14 protein-coding genes are annotated in these 16363 nt (G+C 71.3%); 7 read left to right on the top strand and 7 right to left on the bottom strand.

Annotated features, from left to right (window positions below):
- Positions 1–122: 122 nt before the first annotated feature.
- A complete protein-coding gene (locus tag BMX65_RS02690; protein ID WP_074998444.1) occupies positions 123–1322 on the top strand; it encodes an MFS transporter in 1200 nt (399 codons plus the stop codon).
- Positions 1323–1416: 94 nt separating this feature from the next.
- On the opposite strand, the gene BMX65_RS02685 is transcribed toward BMX65_RS02690, so the two are convergent.
- From BMX65_RS02685 to BMX65_RS02675, 3 genes are all read right to left on the bottom strand, one after another.
- Positions 1417–3168, bottom strand: a complete 1752-nt coding sequence (locus tag BMX65_RS02685) for an NAD+ synthase (protein ID WP_074998443.1) — start codon at positions 3166–3168, stop codon at positions 1417–1419.
- Between the two features lie 178 nt (positions 3169–3346).
- A complete protein-coding gene (locus BMX65_RS02680) occupies positions 3347–4954 on the bottom strand; it encodes a multicopper oxidase family protein (RefSeq protein WP_074998442.1) in 1608 nt (535 codons plus the stop codon).
- Positions 4955–5059: 105 nt separating this feature from the next.
- Positions 5060–5599, bottom strand: coding sequence for a hypothetical protein (locus BMX65_RS02675; RefSeq protein ID WP_074998441.1), 540 nt, complete (start codon positions 5597–5599; stop codon positions 5060–5062).
- A gap of 142 nt (positions 5600–5741) precedes the next feature.
- Here BMX65_RS02675 and BMX65_RS02670 point away from each other — a divergent pair, with 142 nt between their 5' ends.
- Positions 5742–6794 (top strand): helix-turn-helix domain-containing protein, encoded by a 1053-nt coding sequence (locus BMX65_RS02670; protein WP_074998440.1) that lies wholly within the window; start codon positions 5742–5744, stop codon positions 6792–6794.
- Positions 6795–6922: 128 nt separating this feature from the next.
- Positions 6923–8137: a S8 family peptidase gene (locus BMX65_RS02665; RefSeq protein WP_074998439.1), complete on the top strand. Its 1215-nt coding sequence runs from the start codon at positions 6923–6925 to the stop codon at positions 8135–8137.
- Between the two features lie 104 nt (positions 8138–8241).
- Here the strand turns inward: BMX65_RS02665 and BMX65_RS02660 are convergent, their stop codons facing one another.
- The 4 genes from BMX65_RS02660 to BMX65_RS02645 all read right to left on the bottom strand — a co-directional run bounded on the left by BMX65_RS02660 (position 8242) and on the right by BMX65_RS02645 (position 11953).
- Positions 8242–8925: a response regulator gene (locus tag BMX65_RS02660; protein ID WP_074998438.1), complete on the bottom strand. Its 684-nt coding sequence runs from the start codon at positions 8923–8925 to the stop codon at positions 8242–8244.
- A complete protein-coding gene (locus tag BMX65_RS02655; RefSeq protein ID WP_074998437.1) occupies positions 8922–10346 on the bottom strand; it encodes a sensor histidine kinase in 1425 nt (474 codons plus the stop codon). The genes BMX65_RS02660 and BMX65_RS02655 overlap by 4 nt, the downstream gene beginning before the upstream one ends.
- A 27-nt stretch (positions 10347–10373) precedes the next feature.
- The gene (locus BMX65_RS02650) at positions 10374–11579 is read right to left on the bottom strand and encodes an acyltransferase family protein (protein ID WP_074998436.1); all 1206 of its coding nucleotides are present in this window, start codon (positions 11577–11579) and stop codon (positions 10374–10376) included.
- 152 nt (positions 11580–11731) lie between these two features.
- Positions 11732–11953, bottom strand: coding sequence for a hypothetical protein (locus tag BMX65_RS02645; RefSeq protein ID WP_074998435.1), 222 nt, complete (start codon positions 11951–11953; stop codon positions 11732–11734).
- 135 nt (positions 11954–12088) lie between these two features.
- On the opposite strand from BMX65_RS02645, the gene BMX65_RS34090 reads away from it, so the two are divergent.
- From BMX65_RS34090 to BMX65_RS02625, 4 genes are all read left to right on the top strand, one after another.
- Positions 12089–12577 (top strand): helix-turn-helix domain-containing protein, encoded by a 489-nt coding sequence (locus BMX65_RS34090; RefSeq protein ID WP_079171650.1) that lies wholly within the window; start codon positions 12089–12091, stop codon positions 12575–12577.
- Between the two features lie 352 nt (positions 12578–12929).
- Positions 12930–13352, top strand: a complete 423-nt coding sequence (locus tag BMX65_RS02635) for a hypothetical protein (RefSeq protein ID WP_079171649.1) — start codon at positions 12930–12932, stop codon at positions 13350–13352.
- Positions 13349–15682: a DUF6571 family protein gene (locus tag BMX65_RS02630; protein WP_074998433.1), complete on the top strand. Its 2334-nt coding sequence runs from the start codon at positions 13349–13351 to the stop codon at positions 15680–15682. The genes BMX65_RS02635 and BMX65_RS02630 overlap by 4 nt, the downstream gene beginning before the upstream one ends.
- A gap of 50 nt (positions 15683–15732) precedes the next feature.
- A complete protein-coding gene (locus BMX65_RS02625; RefSeq protein ID WP_074998432.1) occupies positions 15733–16302 on the top strand; it encodes a hypothetical protein in 570 nt (189 codons plus the stop codon).
- Positions 16303–16363: the final 61 nt, after the last annotated feature.

The raw sequence follows: 16363 nt of genomic DNA, 5'->3' as shown, positions 1-16363 counted from the left end.
GCTTCACACCGCATCCCTCCGCGCCGGGCCGCCCCGCCGCCCGGCGCGCGGTACTCCCCGGTGCCCGGTACGCGACGCCGCGTCCCGCCGGGGCCCGCCCGCTTCGAAAGGTTTCTCTCCGCATGCCTGTGGCTCTGCTCGCACTCGCCGTGGGCGCCTTCGGTATCGGCACCACAGAGTTCGTGATGATGGGCCTGCTGCCGAACGTCGCCGACGATCTCGGCACCTCCGTACCGACCGCCGGCTACCTGGTGTCCGCCTACGCCCTCGGTGTCGTGCTCGGCGCCCCGCTGCTGACCGCCGTCGGCGCCCGCGTGCCGCGCAAGCAGATGCTGCTGCTGCTCATGGGGCTGTTCACCCTCGGCAACCTCGCCTCGGCCCTCGCCCCCGGCTTCGGCACCCTGCTGGCCGGGCGCCTGCTGGCGGGGCTGCCGCACGGCGCCTTCTTCGGGGTCGGCGCGGTGGTCGCGGCCCGGCTCGTCCGGGAGGGCCGGGCGGCCCGCGCCGTGGCCACCATGTTCCTGGGCCTGACCGTCGCCAACATCGTCGGCGTACCCGGCGGCACCGCGCTCGGCCAGCAGCTCGGGTGGCGCGCCACCTTCGTGGTCGTCACCCTCATCGGGCTGCTCGCCATGACGGCCCTCGCGCTGCTCGTGCCCCGGATACCGCTGGAGCACCAGGGCGGCGTACGCCACGAGCTGCGCGCCCTGGGCAACCGCCAGGTCGTCCTCGGACTGCTGACCGCGGTCTTCGGCTTCGGCGGCGTCTTCGCCGTCTACAGCTACCTCGCCTCGATGATGACGGAGGTCACCGGACTCGCCGAGACGTCGGTCACCTGGGTGCTGGCGCTCTTCGGCATCGGCATGACGCTGGGCACCCTGATCGCCGGGCCGCTGACCGACCGTGCGCCGCGCCGCACCCTGTACACGGCCCTCGGGCTGATGGCCGTGCTGATGGTGGCCTTCCACTTCGCGGCGCCGGTCCCGTGGGCGGCGCTGCTCCTGGTCGGGCTGCTGGGCGCGGTCGGCTTCCTGATCACCACGCCGGTCCAGATGCTGGTGATGCGGGCGGCCTCGCACGCGCCCACGATCGCCTCCGCCTCGAACCACTCGGCCTTCAACCTCGCCAACGCGGGCGGCGCCTGGCTCGGCGGTGTCGTCATCGCCGCCGGCTGGGGCTGGACCTCCCCCACCCTGGTCGGCGCCGCTCTCGCCCTGACCGGACTCGCCATCGCCGTCACGGCGGGCGTACTGGACCGCGGCGACTCGCGGGTGGTCGCCCGGGCGCAGGAGGCCCCGGTGGAGGTCCCCTCCGGCGGCTAGGGGCACCCGTCCCGGACCCCGCGAGCCCGGCGGGGCCGACGGGCCGGGACGCCGCCGGCCCCACGCGGCCGGCGGCTGCTCCGGGCGGGGGCCGTCAGCCCTCCCGCCACCGGTTGGTGATCGGCAGCCGGCGGTCCTTGCCGAACCCCTTGGGGGAGATCTTCGTGCCCGGCGGGTACTGCCGGCGCTTGTACTCGGCCCGGTCCGTCATCCGCAGCACCCGGGTCACGGTCTCCGCGTCGAAGCCCGCCGCGATGATGGCCTCGGCGCCCTGGTCGCCGTCGACGTAGCGCTTCAGGACGCGGTCGAGGACGTCGTAATCGGGCAGCGAGTCGCTGTCCACCTGCCCGGGGGCCAGCTCGGCACTGGGCGGTTTGGTGATCGAGCGCTCGGGGATGGGCGGGGTGTCGCCGCGTTCCTCGGCCGCCCGGTTGCGCCAGGTCGCCAGGCGGAACACGTTCGTCTTGTAGACGTCCTTGATCGGGCCGTAGGCGCCCACCGCGTCGCCGTACAGCGTCGAATAGCCCACCGCCAGCTCCGACTTGTTCCCCGGCGCCAGCACGATGGGGCCCTCCTGGTTGGAGAGGGCCATCAGCGCCGTGCCGCGCAGCCGCGCCTGGAGGTTCTCCTCCGCGAGCCCGGTGAGGCCCAGCGAGTCCATGTAGGCCGCGAACATCGGCTCGATCCCGACCGTGCGGAAGTGCAGCCCGGTGCGCTCCGCGAGCTCGGCGGCGTCCTCCTTGGAGTGCTCGGAGGAGTAGCGCGAGGGCATCGAGACGCCGTACACGTGCTCGGCTCCCACCGCGTCGCAGGCGATCGCGGCCGTCAGTGCCGAGTCGATGCCGCCGGAGAGCCCGATCAGCACCGAGCTGAAGCCGTTCTTGACCACGTACGCGCGCAGTCCGACCACCAGCGCGGTGTAGATCTCCTCGTCGTCCGCCAGCCGCGGTGCCTCGCTGCCGACGGCCTCCGGCGGGTAGGCGGGCAGCGGTTCGGCGGAGACCACCCGGTGGTCGATGCGCAGCCCGTCGTCCACCTCGCCCGACGGCGGGGTGGCGGCGGCCGCGGGCAGCTCCAGGTCCAGGACGACGCACCGCTCCTCGAACTGGGGCGCCCGCGCCAGCACCTGCCCGTCGGCGTCCACGACGATCGAGTCGCCGTCGAAGACCAGTTCGTCCTGGCCGCCGACCTCCGCCAGGTAGGCGGTGGTGCAGCCCGCCTCCTGCGCCCGCTTGCGCACCAGCTCCAGCCGGGTGTCGTCCTTGTCCCGCTCGTAGGGCGAGGCGTTGATCGACAGCAGCAGTCCGGCCCCCGCGCTGCGCGCCGCCGGGACCCGGCCGCCCTCCTGCCAGAGGTCCTCGCAGATGGCGAGCGCGACATCGACACCGTGCACCCGGACGACCGGCATGGTGTCGCCCGGCACGAAGTACCGGAACTCGTCGAAGACCCCGTAGTTCGGCAGGTGGTGCTTGGCGAAGGTCAGGACGATCTCGCCCCGGTGCAGCACGGCGGCCGCGTTCTGCGGAGCGCCCGCGGGCTGGCCGTAGTGCGGCCGGGCCTGCGCGCAGCGGTCCAGATAGCCGACGACGACCGGCACCTCGCCGAGCCCCTCGTCGGCCAGCCGCCGGGCGAGTTCCCGCACGGCGGTGCGGCTCGCCTCCACGAACGACCTGCGCAGTGCCAGGTCCTCGACCGGGTAGCCGGTCAGCATCATCTCCGGGAACGCGACCAGGTGGGCGCCCCGTTCGACGGAGTGCCGGGTCCAGCGGAGGACCGCCGCGGCGTTCCCCTCCAGGTCGCCGACGGTGGAGTCGATCTGATTCAGCGCGAGACGTAGTTGAGCCACGCACCCGAGTGTAATCGTCGGGCTGACGTTATGGCTCGGGGCACCCACCCGGTGCGGGTCCCCGGCCGGCCCCTCCGGGGGGCGGGCCCCGGGACGCACCCGGGACCCGCACCCCGCCGTCCGGCGGGCTCCGGTACGCCGTTCGCGCCCGACCGCGCCCGGAGACCGCGCCCGGGTACTACGCGCGGTAGCCGAGCACCGTCATCATGCCCGCCCCGCTGTGGTAGACGTTGTGGCAGTGCACCAGCCACAGGCCAGGGTTGTCGGCGTCGAAGTCCACCTCCAGTGTCCTGCCCGGCAGCACGATCGCGGTGTCCTTGCGGGGACCGCCGTCCGGCAGCGCGAAGGTGTGGCCGTGCAGATGCACCGGGTGCCACATGCCGGTGGTGTTCACGAAGCGCAGCCGCACCCGCTCGCCCGCCGTCACGGGGTGCCGCCGCCGGGGGTCGTACTGCCGGCCGCCGATGCCCCAGTCGTACCGGGCCATGGAGCCCGTCAGCCGCAGGGTGACGGTCCGGTCCGGCGTACGGGGTGCGAGCCGGACCGCGTCCGCGGCCGCCAGCCTCCCCGCGGTCAGCGGGGTGCCGGACAGCTCCTCGGGACGGGCCGCCGCCGGGGGCGCGGCACCTGGTGCGGTGCGCAGCAGCGCGCGGGCGGTTCCCTTCTTGCCCTCGGCCAGCGCGGTGAGGGCGAAGACCCCGTCTCCCGCGGTGACCAGGACGTCGTAGCGCTCGCCCATGCCGAGCAGCAGCGCGTCGGTGGCGGTGTGCTCGACGGGGTAGCCGTCGGTGTGGGTCACGGTCATCCGGTGCCCGCCCAGCGCGACCCGGTAGGCGGTGTCGCCGCCCGCGTTGATCAGGCGGATGCGGACGCGGTCGCCCGGCTTCGCGCGGAAGGTCTCCGGGTCCGTCCGGGTGCGGCCGTTGACCAGGTGGTGCGGGTAGTCCACGTCGCCCGCGTCGCCGCCCAGCAGCGGGCTGCCGGTGCCCGCCGCGGGGGACGGCCCGGTCCCGGAGGGCGGCCCGGCCGCGGCGGACGGCCGGGCGCCGGTGCCCAGCATGCCGTGCATGCCGTGCGCGTCCCCGCTGCCGTCTCCGCCGGCTCCGTCTCCGCCGGCTCCGTCCCCGCCGTGGTCCATGCCGCGGCGCAGTGCGGCCAGGACGCTGTCGGGGGTGGCGCCGTCCACGCCGTCCAGCCAGTCGTCCAGGACGACCACCCACTCCTTGTCGTAGCGCAGCGGCTCCCTCGGGTCCTCCACGATCAGCGGCGCGTACAGGCCGCGGTCCCGCTGCAGGCCGGAGTGGGGGTGGAACCAGTAGGTCCCGGGGTGGGGGACGGCGAACCGGTAGGTGAAGTCCGCGCCCGGCCGGATCTCCCGCTGGGTGAGCCCGGGGACGCCGTCCATGTCGTTGCGCAGAGCCAGTCCGTGCCAGTGCACCGAGGTGGCCGCCGGGAGATGGTTGGCGAGGGTGAGTTCCAGGGCGCCGCCCGCGGTGGCGCGGATCTCCTCGCCGGGGACCCGGTCGCCGTAGGCCCAGGTGGGGACCGTGACTCCGGAACCCAGCGCGAGCCGGGTGCGGGTCGCGGTGAGCCGCACCCGCCGGGTGCGGCCGTGCGGACGCCGGGCATCGGCGGCCCGGACCTCGGGGCCGTCGGGCCGGACGTGGCCGCCGCCCTCGGCCTCGGCGGTGTCCGGGCGGCCGCGGTCGGCGCAGCCGGCGGTCAGACCGGTGGCGGTCAGGGCGGCGGCGCCCAGAACGGTCCGGCGGGCGGGAAGGGAACGCATGTGCATACCTCGCGTGGTGTGGTGTCGAACACGGGCGCAGGCACACCGCACCCCGGGACGGCCGGTGGCCGCCCGCGCGGCGGTGCGGTGTGTGTGCGAGCCCGCTCAGATCCGCAGGACCGACAGCCGCGCGAGTCTCGACGAGGTGTCCGGCGGCGGCAGCGGACGCAGAGCGCGCCGTATCCGGCTGCGGCAGGGCTCCCGCCCGTCCGTGCCGCGCGGTGCCAGGACGGTGACGGCGGCGCCCAGCAGCGCGGCGGCCGTCCACGCGCCCAGTACGGCCGGACAGACCGAGAGCGGGTCGGTTCCCGTCCCGTGCCCGCCGCCGTGCTCCGGCTCCGGGGGCGTGGAATCCCCGTACCCGGCCGCCGGGTTGGTGGCGCCGTCCCGCAGGCGGGGCGGATGCGCCGGATGCGCCGGGGGAACCGCCCCGTCCGCGGCCCGGACCGGTTCCGTGCTCCCGTCATGGACCGCGGACGGGGAGAGAGGTGCGGCGGCCTGCGGCGCCTCCTGTGGTCCGGCGGCGGGGTGCCCGAGGGTGTGCATGCTGACGAGCCCCAACAGCAGGGCGGCGAGCAGCAGTAGGTGCCCGCACCACATGCTGGGGGCGCCGGTCCTGCGCTCGCCGGTCAGCATGGGTCGCATGGAGCCACCCTAGCCGGATGCCCGCCGGGGGTATGCCGCCGGTGTCCCGCGTCGGAATTCGCAGGGTTCCTGCATATATGACGAGGCGGTGGCGGCGTTCGGTCATTGACGTGAACTCGCCACCACGCACAGGATGCCCAGCATGTTGGAGGCTCTTGATCTCGACCCTGTCCAGCAGCAGGTCTACGAGGCACTGGTGGACGGCGCCGTGACCGTCAGCGAGTTGCGGGCAGCGGCGGGAGTGGGAGCCGCGCGGGTGCGGGCCGCGCTCGCCGCGCTGGAGAGACTCAACCTCGTGGGGCGCTTCCCCGCGGACCGGGGGAGCAGAGGCGCCGAGCGCTATCTGCCGGTGGCGCCGGAGATCGCCTTCGAGTCGCTGCTGCTCGCCCGCGAGGAGGAGATCCACCGTACGCGGCGGCACATCCAGCACCTGGCCGCGCGGTTCCGTGCCCAGGCGGCGGGCCGCGACCCCCTGGAACTGGTGGAGATCGTGACGGGGCGGGCCGCCGTGATCCGCCAGGTCGACCAGCTCCAGCGCAGCGCGCGCGCCGAGATCCGGGGCATCGACCGGCCGCCCTACGCCAACAGCGACCCCGACCGGCTGGACCCGAAGACCGGCATGATGCCGGTGCAGGCCCAGATGCTGCGGCGCGGCGTCAACTACCGGGTCATCTACGACACCGACGGGCTCACCACCTCCCACCGGTTCGACACGGACATCGGCGCGGCGGCCGAACTGGGCGAGGACGCCCGGGTGATGGCCGACACCCCGACGAAGATGCTGATCGCTGACGACTGCATGGCGCTGATCCCGCTGCGCGCCGCGCCGAACGAGCTGGCCAGCAGTGTCGTCGTGCACCCCTCCGGGCTGCTGGAGGTGCTGTGCGACTTCTTCGAGGTGCTGTGGGGGCGGGCGCTGCCGATCTCGGAGTACCTCGCGGGCCGCAGCCCCGGTGCCCCGGACGGTCCGACCGCACAGGAGGCCAAGCTGCTGGCCCTGCTGGCCACCGGTATGACCGACCAGGTGATGGCCCGGCAACTCGGCATCAGCTACCGGACCTTCCAGCGCCGGCTGCACGGGCTGATGGGCCGGCTGGGGGCGACGACCCGGTTCCAGCTCGGGATGCGCGCCGCGAGCCTCGGCTGGCTTCCGCAGGCGGGGACATCCGAGCCGCGCCCGAATCGCCAAGTATGACCACCGCTTGGGCAATTGCTCTTCGGGCGGGCGGCACGTCGAACCCTTGTCCTGCTCGTGACCATGCCTCTAGCGTGCCGATCGCGCACCCCACATGCGCACCCCCCACACGAGGAGGAACCCTCCCCATGGCAGTGACGCGCAGGAAAGTCGCCCTCGGCATCTCGGCCGCAGTGGCCGCGGCAGCGGTCGGCACCGTCACAGCGCTCCCCGCGAACGCGTCCCCCGAGGCTCCGGCGCACGGCACCGTGCTCGGCGCGCACTCGGCGCAGGCCGTCAAGGGCAGCTACATCGTCACCATGAAGAAGTCGGCCGTGAGCACCAAAGCGGCTGCGGCGAAGGGCCGTTCGGTCATCTCCGACCACGGCGGCAAGGTCCGCAGGACCTTCACCAAGGCCCTCAACGGCTACTCCGCGAAGATGTCCGCGAGCGAGGCCGCGGAGCTGGCCGCCGACCCGGCGGTGGACAAGGTCTACGCCAACCAGAAGCACACCGTCACCGGCGAGCAGGCCAACCCGCCCTCCTGGGGGCTGGACCGCATCGACACCCCCGAGCTGAACCTGGACGACAAGTACGTCTACCCGGACAGCGCGGGCGAGGGCGTGACCGCCTACATCATCGACACCGGTGTCCGCACCACCCACGAGGACTTCGGCGGCCGGGCCACCAGCGGCTTCGACGCGGTCGACGGCGACGACGACGCCTCGGACGGCAACGGCCACGGCACCCACGTCGCCAGCACCGTGGCGGGCGAGGCGCACGGCGTGGCGAAGAAGGCCGACGTGGTGGCCGTCCGGGTCCTGGACGACCAGGGCTCCGGCACCACCGAGCAGGTCGTCGCCGGTATCGACTGGGTCACCAAGAACGCCGAGTCGCCCTCGGTCGCCAACATGTCGCTGGGCGGCGGCGCGGACGAGGCGCTGGACACGGCCGTGCAGAACTCCATCAAGGCGGGCGTCACCTTCGCCGTGGCGGCCGGCAACGAGTCCTCGGACGCCGGGAACAGCTCTCCCGCCCGGGTGAAGGAAGCCCTCACCGTCGGTGCGACCGACAACAAGGACGCGCAGGCGAGCTTCTCCAACTACGGCGACGCGCTCGACCTGTACGCGCCCGGCGTCGACATCACCGGGGCCTGGAACACCGGCGACGACGCCACCGACACCATCTCCGGCACCTCGATGGCCTCCCCGCACGTCGCGGGCGCCGCGGCGGTCTACCTCTCGGGCCACAAGGACGCCACCCCCGAAGCCGTCTCCAAGGCGCTGACCGACGGCGCCTCCGAGGACGTCGTCGGCAACCCGGGGCAGGGCTCGCCCAACCTGCTGCTCAACATCGTCGAGTGACACCCCGCAACACGGCCGGGTGACGACGACACCCGGCACACCCCCCACCTTCCGCGGCCCGGTGCCCCACACACCGGGCCGCGGTCGCGTGCCGCGGGGCGCCCTCAAAGGCGGCCCGGCCGCACCAGTCCCGTCTCGTAGGCGAAGACCGCGGCCTGGGTGCGGTCCCGCAGGCCCAGTTTGACCAGGACGCGGCTCACATGGGTCTTGACCGTCTGCTCGGCGACCACCAGCTCTCCGGCGATCTCCAGGTTCGACAGTCCGCGTGCGACGAGCGCGAGCACCTCCGTCTCGCGCTCGGTGAGATCGGCGACCCGCTCCTTGAGCCGGCCCCCACCCGGTCCGTCCGGCATCCCGGCGAATTTCTCGATCAGCAGCTTGGTCAGGTTCGGCGCGAGCAGCGCCTCCCCGCGGGCCACCACCCGGACGGCGTCCGCGAGTTCGGCGGCCGAGGCGTCCTTGAGCAGGAACCCGGAGGCCCCGGCGCGCAGCGCCTCGAAGACGTACTCGTCCAGGTCGAACGTGGTCAGGACCAGGACCTTCGGGTCCGCGGCGCCGCCGGTACGCGACTCGGTGATGCGGCGCGTCGCCTCGATACCGCCCAGCCGCGGCATCCGCACGTCCATCAGCACGACGTCTGGCGCCAGTTCGGCGGTGCGCTCCACCGCCTCCAGCCCGTCGACCGCCTGACCGACCACGGTGATGTCCGGCTCCGCGTCCAGCAGCACGGTGAAGCCCTGGCGGACCATCTTCTGGTCGTCGGCCAGCAGTACGCGGATCGTGGTCACGAAGGGTCCTCGGCGGTCTCGGCGGTACGGGCCGCCCCGGCGGTCTCGGCGCTCCGGGCGGTCTCGGCTGTCTGAGTGGTCCCGGCGGCACCTGAGGGGGAGGACAGGGGCAGTGCCGCCACCACCCGCCAGCCGCCGTCCGGCGTCGCCCCGGACCGCAGCGTGCCGTCCAGCATCGCGGCCCGTTCGCGCATTCCGGGCAACCCGTGACCCGCTCCGGGCGCGCTCGGAGCGGCCCCTGCTCGTGCCGTACTGCCCGGAACCGGCCCGCTGTTGACCACCCGCACGGTCACCTCCGTGGGGCGGTAGCCGATCTCCACCTCCGCCTCGGCCCCCGGCGCGTGCCGCAGCACATTGCTGAGCGCCTCCTGCACGATGCGGTAGACCGAGAGCTCGACGCCCGGAGCCAGCGGACAGGGCTCGCCGCTGATCCGGGTGGTCACGGTGAGTCCGGCGGTCCGGACGTTGGCGACCAGCTCCGGCAGCCGCTCCAGGGTGGGCTGCGGCGCGTGCCGGTCGGTGAGCGCGTCCTCGGAGCGCAGGACGCCCAGCACCCGGCGCAGTTCGGCCAGCGCCTCCACGGCGTTGTGCCGGATCCCGGCCAGCGACTCGCGCAGCTCCTCGGAGGGGTTCTCCGTCAGATGCGGCGCGGCCTGCGCCTGGATGGAGATGACGGACATGTGGTGGGCGACCACGTCGTGCAGCTCGCGGGCGATGCGGTTGCGCTCCTCCAGCAGGGTGCGCCGGGTGCGCTCCTCGGCGGTCCGCTCCTCCTGGACGACCAGTTCGGTGCGCGCTGCCTGGCGGCCGTGCAGGGCGCTGCCGACCACCACGGCCAGCGTCAGGACGAGGACGTCCACGGGGAAGTCGCGGACCGCGGGCGGCCCCAGCAACTGCCTGTTCGCCACAGCGCACAGCACACCGCTCAGCACCGTCAGCAGCAGTGCCCCCAGCGCCGCCCGGGGGCGCCTGCGCAGCGCGAGCAGCAGCAGCACCCCCGCCTGGCAGACCACTTCCGGCACCGTCCACGGGGACTGCCGCAGATACGGGGGCGGTGCGTGACCGGTGGCCAGTGCGATGACCGCCATGGTGACGGTCACCACCCACCAGGCCATCACCGGCCGGAAGACGGCCAGCACCAGCGCGGCTGCCTGCGCACCCCCGAACAGCACCGCGTCCGCAGCGCCGAAGATCCGGAAGGGGCCGCCGGTGAGCATGTTGATGTGGAAGATGGCGACGACCAAGGCGACCATCGACGTGACGAGGACGACGATCGGCCGCCAGATCAGCCAGCCGCTCACGCTTCCGGCGCCCGACTCCGTCCGCCCTCGCGGAGTGCCGCCCCAGCCGAACAGGTCCTCGCGCAGCGCGCGGGGCAGGTTCCGCACGCCCTTCCCCAGGCCCCGCGCTCTGTCCCTCATCGCCTCACCCCCGTCATCACCGTCACCCTAGACACGCCCCACCGTCGCCGAACCGGCCGGTGAGCCCGCGGCCACCACCCTGCTCGCGCTCCGGGGGCGCCGCCGCCCCCGCTCGTACCGGTGGAAGACGGCCCAGCAGGCCGACAGCACCGCTGCGAACACCGGCAGCCACAGCAGTCTGGCGAGCACCCAGTCGAACCCGTCGGGCGCGGTGTGCAGTCCCGGCAGCGGCGCGCCCGCCCGCAGACCGGCCAGGGTGACCGCCAGCAGCGCGCTCTGGTGCCACAAAAAGACCGTCATCGCGGACAGGTTGACCAGCGCCACAGCCGCCCATACGCGCGGCCGCGCACACCAGCGCCGCAACGGCCCGTGCAGCAGCAGCGCACCGCCGCACTGGGCGAGCCCGAAAGTGACGGCCGCCAGCGTCGGCGGGTTCAGATTCGACAGTGCCGCACCCGGCACCCCGACCATGGCCGCCGGATAGCCCCCCGCCAGGACGAGCAGACCGGTGGCGGCGGTGCCGCCCAGCAGCAGCGACCAGGCCGCCCTCCGCTCCCGCAGCACCCCGCGCGACCAGGCCGCCCCCAGGCAGTACGGCACCAGCCAGCCCGCACCCAGATCGACCCAGCCCAGCCAGTGCGGTCCGCCCGGTGCCAGCCGCAGCAGGTCCACATGCAGCACGACGGCGAACGGCCACAGCGGATGCAGAGAGGCCACCAGCGGTGTGGCTGCCGTCAGCGCCGCGTACACCAGGAGGAACCACAGCGGGGAGACGACGAGCTTCAGCAGCGTCCGTACCGTCCCCGCGTCGGTGCCGCACACGAGCAGCAGCCCCGTCGCGAGCGTCCACACGCACAGCAGCGCCGCCACCGGACGCGCGAGCCGCACCAGCCGGGCCCGCAGCCACGCCCGGTATCCGACGCCCCGCTCCCGCGCCGCAGCCCACCCCTTGTGCGCCGCCCAGCCACCCACCAGGAAGAACACCGCCAGCGTCTGGAACAACCAGGACGCCGGGACGAGTTCGGGCAGATACGTCAGCGGGCTCGCCCCGTGCAGTCCGCCGCCTTCGGACACCAGCGCCGTCACCAGCCAGTGCCCGCACACCACTCCGCAGACCGCGAGCGCACGCAGCGCGTCGGCGCCCCGGTCGCGCCCGGGCGGCGTGGCGGCGCCGATGCGGTGGGCGAACGGGACGCGCGCGTCGTGCGCCGCGCGAGGGGTGCGGATCGCCATGACCAGGGACCTTCCGTGCGGGGACCGGATGCCCGGCCGACGCTAGGAATCCCGCCCCCGCGCGCACGTCCCTCCGCGGAGCGCACCTGCGATGTCCCTCTCGGGTATGACGCGCGGTGCGCACGGGCCGCCGAGGCTCGGACCGACCTCGTTCAGGACGAGGACGGAGCAGGGGGAGGAAACGTTCGTTCCTCCGGCTGACGCGCGGACGACGGCACGCGCCGCAACTGGTCGCCGTACCGGTAGACGACGATGGGCGGGGTGCCCTCGTGCAGCATCAGCCGGTAGATGACCGGTGCGGGCCCCGTCACCTGGATGATCTCGCCGGTCTTCCCGCTCTTCCGGTCCTGCGCCACCTCGCCGACCGCCCACATGTCACACGCTCCGCAGGTGTCGGCCGGCGCCGGACGCCGCCGGTGTGTGCCTTCGGCCTATGCGCGCCGAAGAGCGCCTCCAGATCCGCCCGCGGCTCCGGAGCCCCGCCGCCCGGTTGAGCATCGTGCGGAACCATGCGCAGTCCTCGCAGGGCCGCGCCTCCTGCTGCGGGGACTCCTCTTCCCGGTGGCCGCCGGGGGGTTCGCTTCGCTCCATGGTGCCTGCCCTGCCGTCCGCTGGTCACGTCCTGTGGTGAGAACAACACGGAAACGAGCTGCGACGGTGCGCTATGGGCGCCTACTTTCACGGGGCTGCTCGGCGACGACTTGTGCAGGGATGCACAAGGGCCGGTCGGCATGGGTGGGACGCGCAAGTGGCCGGCGGGGACGCGTATTCCGCCGGGCCTTGGTGAGGACGTCCGCCGCGTCAGACGAGCCCGCCGTCTCTCCCGGACGGCGTTCGCCTCCGCCACCGGCTGCACCCAGAGCTGTGTGAGTCGCCTGGAGCCGGGCGAGTTCATGCCTCCCGTGAAATTCGCCGAGGCGTGCGACCGCACATTCGGCGCAGGAGATCTGTTCGTCGGGCAGTTGCGGCGCGTGGTCGACGGGGAGCGCCCGGCGTGATTTCCGGAGGCGGACGGGGCAAATCCTGGGCGAGGCTCGCGTGCGCCGGGTGAACGGACTGTCCGAATCCGCCGCGGTCGCCCTGGCGTCGCCCAGCCGAGCTGTGACGACGTCAGGTTCGGACACCACGTCGTTCCGCTGTCGGACACCGCAGGGGGCAGCCGCGGCGCGCACCGGACCCAAGGGGTGCTGGGTCGGCCGGAAAGCCGGTGACTCACCATACGCACGTTGATACGTTGGGCAACGCCCGTCGTGAAGACGGGGAACACTCGAACGCAGGACGAACCGCGAGGCGGAGGGGGCCGACCGCATTTCTTTCGACGACGAGTGGGCACAGCTCAAGCAAGGGGCTGTGCACAAGAGTTCCATCGGCATGCAGCTCGACGGGGCTCCGGAGCCTGACAGCACCGGCAGTGATCCGCATACACCGGGGGACCTGGAAGCGGATCAGAAGGACTTGGCGAGCGTGGGGGACGCGGCGTACAAGCTGTGGGACAAACTCTTCAAGCACGGCACGGACGCTCAATTCGCCACCTACCAGGCGGCTCTTGCTCTGGAGGACGATTTCAGCATCGGCGGGGCCCTTCGCGATGTAGGTGACTACTGGTTCGAGCACGTCACCAGCGTCAGTGATGCGTGTGGCCACATCTCGAACCATCTGGACTACACCAAGAACGCCCATGCGGGCGATGAGCACTACGTCGTGACCTTGCTCGGCGTGAAGGAGCTTTCGGCAGGGTTCGACGACCGGTCCGGGGAGGCGGGGGCGAAGTGAAGTTCGAGGCGCTTCGGACGGCCGATTTCGGGAAGATCGGTACCGCCTATCACGAGTGGTCGGATTTGGTGAAGAAATTCGACGACTATGCTGAATATGCTCAGGATGTGCTTGTGGGGAGGGCCAGGAAGGCTCGCTGGAAGGGTGTCAACGCGGGGGTGACGAAACCCTTCATCGCGCAGACCCAGCGGGAGTTCAACGACCTCCTCACCGAGGCCAGGTCGATTCGCGATGTGTTCGAGGACACCAAGCGGGACCTGAAGCGATGCCAGGACGATCTCAAGGACGCCATCAAGGCGGCGGAGGATGAGCACTTCACGGTCGAACCCTGGGGGGATGGTGGATTCCATGTCAAGAAGGGTTATGGACCGACCCTCAATGACGATGGAGAGTACTACACCGCCAAGGAGTTGAAGGCTGTCGAGCGCCACAAGAAGGCGATCAAGAAGGTTCTCCATGAGGCCGAAGTGCTCGACCGCCAGACCGCGAAGGCGTTGCGTGCCTGGATCAAGCAGACGAAGGTCGGCGGCGCAGGCGGGCGGTACACGGACCGCGACACGCTCGTCGAACGGTACGAAGCCGGAGTCGAGGCGGCCGAGATCGGCGCGAAGGGGCGCGAAATGACCCCCAAGGATTTCGACAAACTGGATTCCCATCTGAAGAAGTACGGCAAGGACAAGGTCTTCGCCGAGGCGTTCGCCACCAAGATGACGCCGGACGGCGTGAAGGCCATGTGGGCCGATCTGCGATATATAGGGCCGGACGACGGATATTCCGTGGTCGACAAGAGGGGCGATGGAATCGTCGGCCTGCAGAAGCATCTCAGCACAACTCTTGCCACCGCGACGCAGTCGGACAGTGCGGCCATGCAGAAGTGGGAACGGGCGGTCGTCAGGGACGGCATGGAGAACATCGACCTCCCCGGTGGAAGAACCGGTCCGTCCGGTTTCCAGGTCATGAGCAGCCTCATGGGGAGCGGTGACTTCGAGGATTCGTTTCTGAAGCGCTACGGCGAAGGTCTCACGACGGCAGAGCGCAATGCCGAGAAGAGCGGTCGTACGACATCGGACCTCTGGAGAGCGCAAGGCCAAGGATTCAATCTCAACCCGTCCGGAGCCGATCTGGGCTCCGATCCGATGACCGGATTCATGAAGGCCCTGTCGCACAGTCCGGATGCCTCCACGGACTTCATGAACGATCCGTTCGAGAGCGGAGACCAGGGGGCCAAGGGCGAGAACAGCAACTTCCACTACCTGTTCAAGGACCGCGACTGGTTCGAGGCGGACGGGAAGCCGGGCCGCAACGCACTCGGTGATGCGGTGGAGGCCGGTACGACGGGGCACCCGCCTGGCCAGGCACCGACCTCGATCGTGCACGACAGCGGCCAGGCAAAGCTGATGTCGAACGTCGTCAAGACCGTGGCGGAGCACCCGACGCGCCTCACCGAGCATCTGGAGATGGCCGACAGCCTGGGACGAGCTGCACGTGAGTACATGCCCGACATCTTCAGAGGTCTGGAAGGCAGTCCCAGCCCGACGACCGAGCGCCTCTACCCGATAGCCGGCGAGGTCGCAAACTTTGGAGACGATGGTGCTTCGGAGAGGAACCTGTCCAGATTCCTTATCTCTGTCGGACAGGATCCGACGGGGTACAAGGAAATCGTCGTCGGGCAGCAGAACTACGCGGACACGCTCTACAGGTATCATCTCGACCCCGAGATTCAGGCGCAACTCCCGGAATCTGAGCGGTTCGAGGGCACGCCGGGGAATGCGGAAGATGCGGAGGACCGGGCCGAGGACGTGGTGAAGCGGATAACTCGGCAGACCGGATATGTGAACGGCGCTCTCACCATCGGCCGCCAGGAAACCCTTATCAATGAAGGGCTGGAACACGACGCGGAGTTCGGAACGGGAATGAAGCGTGTGAGTACCTGGGGATACGCAGGTGGCTCGACTGCCACGGGGGTGGCGCTGGCCGTGGGCAAGGTGCACCCGGTGGCCAACGCTGTGATCACCGGTGTGTCAGGTGGAGTGCTCTTCATCGGTCCCAGTGAATTCGGGATGGACAATCAGCCGAACGAGGGTGCGCAGCAGGCCAAGATCACTTCGGAATACTGGAGTGCGGCGAAGGACCACGACCGCAATTACAACGTGAACGTGCAGTCGGAAATCCCTGGAGCCCAGAAGTATGATCCGGATGAATGGGACACCTGGGTCAGGGAAGGCTCCAGGCAGGGATTCAACGAGGCAGTCGGCGCGGGACGTCAGATGGCAACGGAACTGACGAGCGGTGACCAGGTCAAGAATCTCCGTCCCGAGGACGACGGCTGATGGGAAGGGATTCCGGACGCCGCGCTCCTGTCTGGCTGACATCTCTCGCTGTGCTGCTCGCGTTGGCGGTTGTCGCGCTCTCGGTCACGCTGGTGGTCTCGCAGAGGAGCGGCCTCAAGTCGTTCAGTGCGACCGACGGGGTGAACTGTTCGGCGGTGACGGGGGAGGACGACGGCGATCTGCTGGATCGTCTTGTGCCCCGGGCCGAATCGTTCTCCGTGGAATCCTGGGCGAGAGTGACAGGCGTGACCCCTGTGTTCCGGTGCAAGGTCTCCGCGAACGGCGGCGGAGGCATGAGTGTCACCGTCCAGGGAACAGGGTCTCGCGAGGACTGGCAGAAGCGCGTGACCGAGGTGTGGGGGCAAGGCAGCGATCTGCAGCCGCGCACCGTGGACGCCTACGGCAAGGGCTTCGGCGGGGCGAAATCGGTGACGCTGTACGCGGCCTGCAAGCAGCAGGGTAAGAAGCTGCCGAAGAGCCCGTATATGCGTCCCGAGGGCCTTGACGTGCGTGTTGTCACCACGGCTGAAGGGGACCACGAGAAGGAGCTGCTGACCCTCGCCAAGCGGGCGGCCGGACATGCGAGCGCCTCCGTCGGCTGCGCGAAGGGCTCCGGATGACCCGTCGGTGCCCGAACGAGGCCCCTGCCCTCGGAGAAGGGCAGGGGCCTCGCCGCTCCGT

Origin of the sequence: Streptomyces qinglanensis, from assembly GCF_900111245.1 — a bacterium.
Lineage (GTDB): Bacteria > Actinomycetota > Actinomycetes > Streptomycetales > Streptomycetaceae > Streptomyces > Streptomyces qinglanensis.
This window is presented reverse-complemented; position numbering and strand designations above follow the sequence as displayed.

What these genes read in the sequence shown, in the direction of transcription:
- BMX65_RS02675 (WP_074998441.1), bottom strand. Translation starts at nt 5,599, where the DNA reads ATGCGACCCATGCTGACCGGCGAGCGCAGGACCGGCGCCCCCAGCATG.
- BMX65_RS02655 (WP_074998437.1), bottom strand. Translation starts at nt 10,346, where the DNA reads ATGAGGGACAGAGCGCGGGGCCTGGGGAAGGGCGTGCGGAACCTGCCC.
- BMX65_RS02645 (WP_074998435.1), bottom strand. Translation starts at nt 11,953, where the DNA reads ATGTGGGCGGTCGGCGAGGTGGCGCAGGACCGGAAGAGCGGGAAGACC.
- BMX65_RS34090 (WP_079171650.1), top strand. Translation starts at nt 12,089, where the DNA reads ATGCGCAGTCCTCGCAGGGCCGCGCCTCCTGCTGCGGGGACTCCTCTT.
- BMX65_RS02680 (WP_074998442.1), bottom strand. Translation starts at nt 4,954, where the DNA reads ATGCGTTCCCTTCCCGCCCGCCGGACCGTTCTGGGCGCCGCCGCCCTG.
- BMX65_RS02665 (WP_074998439.1), top strand. Translation starts at nt 6,923, where the DNA reads ATGGCAGTGACGCGCAGGAAAGTCGCCCTCGGCATCTCGGCCGCAGTG.
- BMX65_RS02670 (WP_074998440.1), top strand. Translation starts at nt 5,742, where the DNA reads ATGTTGGAGGCTCTTGATCTCGACCCTGTCCAGCAGCAGGTCTACGAG.
- BMX65_RS02690 (WP_074998444.1), top strand. Translation starts at nt 123, where the DNA reads ATGCCTGTGGCTCTGCTCGCACTCGCCGTGGGCGCCTTCGGTATCGGC.
- BMX65_RS02650 (WP_074998436.1), bottom strand. Translation starts at nt 11,579, where the DNA reads ATGGCGATCCGCACCCCTCGCGCGGCGCACGACGCGCGCGTCCCGTTC.